Origin of the sequence: Rudaea sp. (genome assembly GCF_036383415.1) — a bacterium.
In the GTDB taxonomy this organism is placed as follows: Bacteria; Pseudomonadota; Gammaproteobacteria; order Xanthomonadales; family Rhodanobacteraceae; genus Rudaea.
The window spans coordinates 1-2023 of sequence record NZ_DASVOK010000191.1 but is presented as its reverse complement, the minus strand read 5'-3'; the positions used below and the strand labels follow the sequence as shown (position 1 = coordinate 2023).

2 protein-coding genes and 2 pseudogenes are annotated in these 2023 nt (G+C 65.1%); 1 reads left to right on the top strand and 3 read right to left on the bottom strand.

The window, feature by feature from the left end:
• Positions 1–308, bottom strand: a pseudogene (locus tag VF497_RS07500) (hypothetical protein); the annotation flags it as partial.
• The gene (locus VF497_RS07495) at positions 305–856 is read right to left on the bottom strand and encodes an RNA polymerase sigma factor (protein WP_330887254.1); all 552 of its coding nucleotides are present in this window, start codon (positions 854–856) and stop codon (positions 305–307) included. The pseudogene VF497_RS07500 and the gene VF497_RS07495, both read right to left, overlap by 4 nt.
• A gap of 171 nt (positions 857–1027) precedes the next feature.
• Between VF497_RS07495 and def the strand changes: the two genes are divergently transcribed.
• Positions 1028–1561 carry a peptide deformylase gene (gene def, locus VF497_RS07490; RefSeq protein WP_330887252.1) on the top strand — a complete coding sequence of 178 codons (534 nt, stop codon included), beginning with the start codon at positions 1028–1030 and terminating at the stop codon, positions 1559–1561.
• A gap of 18 nt (positions 1562–1579) precedes the next feature.
• Here def and VF497_RS07485 read toward each other — a convergent pair.
• Positions 1580–2023: pseudogene (locus tag VF497_RS07485) on the bottom strand (hypothetical protein); the annotation flags it as partial.

Sequence of the window (2023 nt, the reverse complement as noted above, 5' to 3'; positions counted from 1 at the left end):
GTCGGTGAAGCGGGTGGCATCACCCGCCACACCAGCCCCGCGGCGAGCACAAGCGTTGCCGCGGCGCCGAACGCGGGAAGCCAGCGGCGTGCGCGCGGCCTAGCCAGTGCCGCCTCCGCGCCTTCGTTCAATGCGCGGCGTGCCTGTGCGCGCACGCGCGCGTCGAGCGCGGCGTCGGGCTCGGGATGCGGCAGCTTGCGATACAGTGCGGCCAGGCGCGAATCGTCCTCGCGCAGGAACGCATCGAACTCGGCATCGAAGCCGTGTTCGTTCGCTCCCGTCTGCGAGGGTTTCTTGATGTCGCTCATTCGGCCAACCTCTCGCGTATTTTGGCGAATGCGTAGCGCAGGCGCGACTTCACCGTCTCGTGGCCTGTTCCGGTCACCTGTGCGATTTCCTCCAGGCCGAGATTCGATTCCATGCGCAGGAGGAAGGTGACACGCTGCTCGTCCGGCAATGCTTCGAGCGCAAGCTGCAGGCGCCGGCGTTGCTCGAAATCGCTGAGCACTTCCTCGGGCCGTTCGTGCTCGGGCACGTCGAGCAGGCCGAGCACATGTTCGCTCTCGTCCGCATCGGCTTGCGGGCGCAGGCGGCGCTGGTGATCGATGACGAGATTGTGCGCGATCTGCAGCAGCCAGGTGCTGAATTTCGCCTCGACTCGGTAGCGCGAGCGCGCCTGAATCGCCCGGCTCCAGGTGTCCTGGAACAGCTCGTCGGCGACCGCGCGGTCGGGCAGGCTGCGCAGGATGAAGCGATAGAGCATGCCCCGCGTGCGCGCATACAGCGCATCGAACGCGAGCGCGTCGCCCTGCGCGTAGGCGAGCATCAATTCCTCGTCGGTTTTCCCGGTCCCCATTGCCGCGCAGGGTACGACAAATCGTACGCGCGCGGCAGTCGCGGAGTGCGCGACCGTATTCAGTGGGATATCGACAGCGATGGCGGCCATGTACGATGTAACGCAGAACAAACGTGTTCGGGGTTAGGATTGCCGACGAGCGAGAGCGCTCATGCATTGAAGAGGCAAGCCGTGATCCACGAAATCCTCAAGATGGGTGATTCGCGTCTGCTGCGTGTCGCCAAGCCGGTCGAAGCCTTCGATACACCGGAGCTGCACGCGCTGATCGCCGACATGTTCGAGACGATGCAGGCCGCGGGCGGCGTCGGCCTCGCCGCACCGCAGATCGGCGTCGACCTGCAGCTCGTCATCTTCGGTTTCGAGCGCAGCGAGCGCTACCCCGATGCACCCGCGGTGCCGCGCACGATCCTGATCAATCCCGAGATCACGCCGCTGTCGCAGGACAAGGAGGAGGGCTGGGAAGGCTGCCTTTCCGTGCCCGGCTTGCGCGGCGCGGTCGAGCGCTACTCGCTGATCCGCTACACCGGCTTCGATCCGCAGGGCATGAAGATCGAGCGCGAGGCCGAAGGCTTCCACGCGCGCGTCGTGCAGCACGAATGCGATCATCTGATCGGCCGGCTCTATCCTTCGCGAATCACCGACTTTTCCAAGTTCGGCTACATCGAAGTGCTCTTCCCGGGACTTGATCCGGGCGCGGACGAATAGGCGCGCTCGGATCGCAACTCAGTGGGTCGGGTGCGACTCGGCCAGCAGTTCGACTAGATGGTCCTTCCACAGCACCGCCCATGTGTGCGAGCTGTGGCCACGCGTGGCGTCGCTGATCGGAATGACCACGGCGCGCCCATGAGCCACGTTCTTGATCTCACGTTCGAGGATGCCGAGCTCGGGCGGGTTGATCTGGTCGTCGGCGGAGTTCACCGCGAGCAGCGGCGCCTTGATCGCGGCGAGTTTCGGCTGCGGGTTGTAGTTGCGCGAGGCATCGACCTGATAGAGGCAGTCGTTGGCGTCGTCGTCCTTCATCAATGTGGCGATGCGATCCTCGAGATACTTGTCGGCCGCGTCGCGCGTCGGGTAATCCTTCTGCCACTGCAGCGGCACCGAGCCCATGATCATGAGGATGTGCAGCGCATCGGCGAGGCCGCGCGGCTGCTTGGTGTAGTCGCCGTT